General features: G+C 74.8%; 5 protein-coding genes. 1 reads left to right on the forward strand and 4 read right to left on the reverse strand.

Annotation, left to right across the window (positions count from 1 at the left end):
* Nucleotides 1-375: 375 nt before the first annotated feature.
* Together GTQ99_RS19495 and GTQ99_RS19500 are read right to left on the reverse strand one after the other, a co-directional pair.
* Entirely contained in the window at nt 376-960 is a 585-nt protein-coding gene (locus GTQ99_RS19495; RefSeq protein WP_205707840.1) for a 2'-5' RNA ligase family protein, read from the reverse strand.
* Nucleotides 961-1102: 142 nt separating this feature from the next.
* Nucleotides 1103-1546: a nucleotidyltransferase domain-containing protein gene (locus GTQ99_RS19500; RefSeq protein WP_166617369.1), complete on the reverse strand. Its 444-nt coding sequence runs from the start codon at nt 1544-1546 to the stop codon at nt 1103-1105.
* Between the two features lie 165 nt (nt 1547-1711).
* On the opposite strand from GTQ99_RS19500, the gene GTQ99_RS19505 reads away from it, so the two are divergent.
* Nucleotides 1712-2137, forward strand: coding sequence for a DMP19 family protein (locus GTQ99_RS19505; RefSeq protein WP_166617370.1), 426 nt, complete (start codon nt 1712-1714; stop codon nt 2135-2137).
* Between the two features lie 65 nt (nt 2138-2202).
* Here GTQ99_RS19505 and GTQ99_RS19510 read toward each other — a convergent pair whose 3' ends face one another.
* Nucleotides 2203-2829, reverse strand: a complete 627-nt coding sequence (locus tag GTQ99_RS19510; protein ID WP_166617371.1) for a hypothetical protein — start codon at nt 2827-2829, stop codon at nt 2203-2205.
* A gap of 1264 nt (nt 2830-4093) precedes the next feature.
* Nucleotides 4094-4972, reverse strand: a complete 879-nt coding sequence (locus GTQ99_RS19515) for an MBL fold metallo-hydrolase (RefSeq protein WP_166617372.1) — start codon at nt 4970-4972, stop codon at nt 4094-4096.
* Nucleotides 4973-5133 lie beyond the last annotated feature (161 nt).

A 5133-nucleotide genomic window follows, 5' to 3' on the forward strand; every position in this document is an offset into this window, starting at 1 on the left:
ACCCTGCCCACCCGGTGGTGCGCAGGGCGGCGCCGCGCCGGCCGCGGCGAAGCGTGTGGTCTCGCGCAGCTCTGCCTCGCTCAGCTCGATGGTGCCCGCCCGGGGGTCTCATGGTCGCCATCTTCTCGGTGAGCCTGTCGGCGGCGCCATGACTCGCTGGGGTGGCGCGAGCCCGGCTGCCCTCGCTCGCGGCGGTGGGGGGATCGCGGCGGTGGTGGTGCTGGTGGTCGCCACTCGGCGGGCGAACGCTGCTGCCGCCGGTGCAGGGGACGATCCCGCTCCTCCGGGTGAGCTGGCCGGGACGTCCCGCCGGGCGCCACGACCCTCACCTCGTCCACAGGGCGGGACGACCGTGAGGTCGTGCGTCGGCGGGTCCTACCGGCTGCCGAGTTCGAGACGGCGCAGGGTGCGCCACGAGCGCGGCTGCTCGGAGCCGGTGATCAGCAGGGCGTGGTCGAGGTGCTGGCTGAACGGCAGTCGGGTCCGCACGTCCGCTTCGGCTGCCTGCAGGGCGCTGAGGCCGTCCGGCCCGGCGAGGGCACGTTCGGCGACGGTCAGGTGCGGCTGGACATCGGCGGGGTCGGTGCCGTGGGCGCCGCCGTAGGGCGGGTGGTCGGGGAAGGCTGAGAAGACGGCGGCGGTCAGCTGCCGCAGCGGCTGTTCGGGGGTGGGCGCCAGCCACAACACCTCAGCGCCGAACCACGCGGTCGCGGCGAAGGTCACGTCGAAGCCGCCGACGGTGGCGGCCGCTGCGGCCAGGGCGCTCAGGGCCTGCTCGTCGAGCTGCGACGGGGGCAGGAAGGGGTGGAGCACGGTCAGGTGGGCCGGCACACCCCAGCCGGCGGCGCGGTCCAGGTGTGCGCGGTGGGCAGCGACGGCGTGCTCGGCGGCGGGTACCGGCACGATGACGGCGCTGCGGGTCGGTGGGGCGGCGGGGGGTGGCTCGTCGAGGCTGTGCACCCCACCGACGGTAGTGAGGAGCACGGGCGGGCGCCCGTGGCTCCGTGGCGGACGCCGCCGCCTGCGGGCGTCGCCGACCACCCGGAGCGGGCGGACGGCGCGACGACCGCGGAGACGGTGTCGTGAACGGGCGTGGGACCGGCTACCGCGCGGAAGCTTCCAGCGCTGCTGCGGCGCGGGCGAGGACGGTGTGCGGGTCGTGCAGGATGCGGTGCCCGTCACCCAGCACGCGGCGCGTTCCCGCATCCAGCGGGACGTCGGCCCAGGCGGTGGGAGCCAGGCCGATCTCGGCCAGGAGGCCGGAGCGCAGGCGGTAGCGCTGCTCGCGCACGGGCCCCCAGGTGGCCGCCCTGACGAGCATGCTGCCGGGCCGCAGTCGATCGAACCACCCGCTGGCGAGGGAGCAGGAGTCGATGTCCTCGGTGAGGATCACGACGTCGACGTCGCTGGCCATGCGTTCGTGCCCGCGCGCGTAGGAGCCGACCACGGCCAGGGCCTGGACGTGGGGCCGGCCCTGGGCCCACCGCGTCAGGTCGTCGAGGAGGCGGTCGGCATGGCGTCGGCGACCCTTCAGGCGTGCGGTCATGGCGGCATGGTCGCAGGGTTCCGTGCGCACGACCTCGCACCGGGGACGCCGCGCGATCGCCGACAGCACCCGCAGGCAGCACCGGCCTGGGCGGCGTCCACCAGAGCGTCTGAGGTGGGCGCTAGCGTCTCGAGCCCACCTGCTCACAACTGGAGGCCGCAGACGATGACCCCGCTGATCGACGCGCTCACCGTCCGCGCCGTCCACGCCTACGAGCGTCAGGACGCCTCGGTGCTGCCTGGCCTGCGCTGCCTGGGGGCGGCGCTGGCCCTGCACGGCATCGCCGAGAACGGCGGCCTGGTCGGCGGCGGCATCGAGAACACCTTCTCCAGCGGGGACGTGCGGTTGGTCGACGACGCTGTCGCGGGCTTCCGGTGGCTCGGTCTGGCCGACGTCGCCGCGCTCGTGGCTCGCGCCCGCGACGAGTACCTGCGGTTTCGACCCGCCGGCTGGGAGGAGCTCTCCGGCGAGGACGACCGGGTGTGGAACCAGCTCGACTCGTCGTTCTTCGAGATCGCCCCCCTGAGTCGGCTGGAGGCGGCGGTGGCCGCCCGCTTGCACGAGATCGCCCCGGACGTGCTGCCGTCCTGACCGCCGCCGGCGATCACGCCGCCCCGGTGGAGCGGTCTCAGCGGCGACCCCCCCGCTGTCCGCGTTCACGCGGCGCCGCCCTCGGCGGCCCCGCAGCCGTCCAGTCCCAGGTCGTCGAAGGCGGCCATCAGCTCGCTGTCGCGGACCCTGGCGTCGGCGGACGCCGCGATGGCCGCTGCCATGTCCTCGGGGACCCCGTTGGACCAGATCTGCAGCTCACGCTCCAGGGAGGCGGTGCGGGCCACCAGCGCGCTGATCACATCGTCGACGGCGGGCTGGGCGCCGGCGTCGACCCGCAGCGCCCGCAGTTCGTCGGTCACGGTCCGCAGGGCGACCAGGTAGCCGGCCCAGAACGGCAGCTGCTGGGCCGGTCCCACGTCGGCGTCCGGTACCACCGCGAACGGCTCCAGCAGCTCCTCGCAGCGGGGCCCGTAGCTGGCGGCGACCCCGGACCGGCTGAGGGGTCCGCTCGCGCTCGGGGGCGTCGCCCGCTGCGGTGCGGTGATCAGGCCGGTGACGGCGCTGCCGGTCAGCAGGAGGGCGAGGGCGGCCAGGACCCAGCGCCTGCGGCGGGTGCGGGGGCCCAGGCGGCAGCCGGCCGGTGCGCGCCGGCCGCCGCTGATCGCGGCGGCGGCGCACAGCGCGCCGAGCGCGAGGAGCAGCAGCAGGAACAGCAGGAGCGCGGTGTGCATGGTGGCCACCCGACCTCGGCGTGCGTTGCTGTGACCTCGTGCTGTCGTGACCGGCGTCGCCTCGTCGACGGTGGATCCGGGACGAGGACGGATCAGGCCGGTGCGCCGGTCTGGGACGAGCCCGCTCCCTGGTGCGAGCGGGTTGCAGCAGCGGGTGCTCAGGGTACTCCTGAGGGCCAGTGCCGGTACGTCGTGCGTCGGCGTGCAGCACGTCCCAGAACTCGAGCAGGTCACTGCGCCGGTGCTGCCACCCGCGCTCGGAGGAGGTGTCGAGCGACGGGCGTGTCGTCCAGCAGGACCACCAGGGTGGGGCCTGTGCTGGAGCTACCGGACGGCGAGTGCGGGCCCGCACTCGGTGTCGGGCGCGTTCCGGCGCCTCTACGCCGACCAGGGCGGGGTGGTGGGCGGCCGGCGATCGACCTCGCGTGCGGCTCCCGTCTCGGCCGCGCAGCCGACGTCCAGGGCGCCACCCTGCGCACTGGTGCTGCTCGGCCATTCCCGAGCAGCACCATCCCGGACGTGACGGAAGGTTCGAACCCTGAATCGTCGTCGACGACGCTGAGGGCGCGGTTGCCCCGCTTCCCCGTCGCCGCCGCTGAGGAGTTCCGCCGACCGCAGTGCCGGGTCGTCCAGCCCACGACGAGGAGGCGCGCACCGACAGCGGTGCTCGAGCGGTGAGCCGACCCGGGTCCATCGCCGGTGCGACAGCTCTCCCGGCCCGGGTCTCCACCCTGCTCCCGCCGGTCAGTCCGGTGGTGAGGTGGCCCTGCAGCACCAGCAGCACGTGGCCTCGCTCGCACCAGTGGTCGGCGAGGTGTCCGCGGCTGTCCTCGACCGTGCGCAGTCGCACCGGTCCGACGCTGCGCTCTCGCCACGTCGCACTTCCCCCGCACTCCCGGGTGCACACTGCGGTCGACCCGGTTCCAGGAGAGGACCGTCGAGGGCTCGATGCCGGAGCGCACCGACAGCCACGCCTCCTGCAGGCGCTCGTGCACGTGGAGGTGGTGGTCGTGGGACAGGTGCAGCACGTGCGATCTTCACCTCGGGGTGTGGGTGAGGACGTGTCTGGCGGTTCTCCTCAGGCTCGCGCAGCGACCGCCGGCTGGTCAGCGGTGCCTCCACGCTCCACCGCGGGTCGTGGTGGAGAGGCGTCGGCGCAGAGGCGGCGCCGGCGGGCCACGAGGTCGGCGAGGGAACCGGCATCGACCGCGACGTTCCGGCCCCCGGGGCGGTGCTGGCACCGGGCAGTTCCACGGCCGACGGGTCACCGCTGGCTGGGTGCAGAGCTGCCGTGGTGCGCCGGCAGCAGCCAGCGCACTCGCGCCGCCAGGTGGGGGGTTCGGCCGAAGGCTCGTCGGAGGTTGTCGCGGCCCTGGGTGAAGTGCGACCAGCCTTCGTAGTGCACCGGCACGATCGAGCGCGGCTGCAGCAGCTCGCACAGCTGGACCGCCTCGTCGGCGTCCATGCTGTAGCGCAGCGGCCCGGTGAGGCCGAAGCGCACCGCACCGGCGTGCAGGACGACGGTGTCCACGTGCAGGCGGCGTGCGGTGCGCTCGAGCGCGGGGTGCAGCACGGTGTCACCGGTGATCCACAGGACGCCTCGCCGTTGGGACTCCCACGCCAGGCTGAAGCCGATGACCGCCCCGGCGAGGGGGCGGCTGAAGCGCGGGCCGTGCCGGCACGGGGTGGCGGTGACGGTGATCGGTGTCCGCCCGGGGGCGTGCAGCACGGTGCTGCGCCCGGGCGCCAGACCGATGACCCCGCTGCTGACCCCGCTGCCGATCCCGCCGTCGACCCCGCCGCCGGGCGTGCTGTCGGGTGTGCCGGCCGCGCGGCCGGCGCTGCGGCGCAGGCGCCGGGCACCGGCCCGGGTGGTGACCACCGTCGCCGTGCGTTCGAGGACGCGGCGGCCGAGGGTGTCCAGGTTGTCGGCGTGGTGGTCGTGGGTGAGCAGCACGACGTCCACGGGGCCGACCTGGTCGGGGGTGCGGGTGGGTCCGGTCTGCTTGCGGGAGCCGGTGCCCCAGCCGAAGGAGTAGCGCCGCCCGGGTGCGTCGAAGGTGGGGTCGGTGAGGATGCGCCAGCCGTGGACCTCGATGAGGGTGCTCGGTCCGCCGATGTGGGTCAGCTGCACGTCACGCACGGGGGTGTCCTCCTGCACGGCTTCTCCGGCTGGGCAGCACGCTGTCGTGGTGGGCCCGACGGTGTGGTGGGTGGGCGCCCTGGGATCAGCCGAGCGGGCCCTGCTGGCCCGCGACGTGGTGGTGCTCGCCGCTCCGCTCCTGAGGGGTGGGGTGCTGGGGC

It is taken from the genome of Kineococcus vitellinus, from assembly GCF_009906315.1.
Taxonomy (GTDB): domain Bacteria; phylum Actinomycetota; class Actinomycetes; order Actinomycetales; family Kineococcaceae; genus Kineococcus; species Kineococcus vitellinus.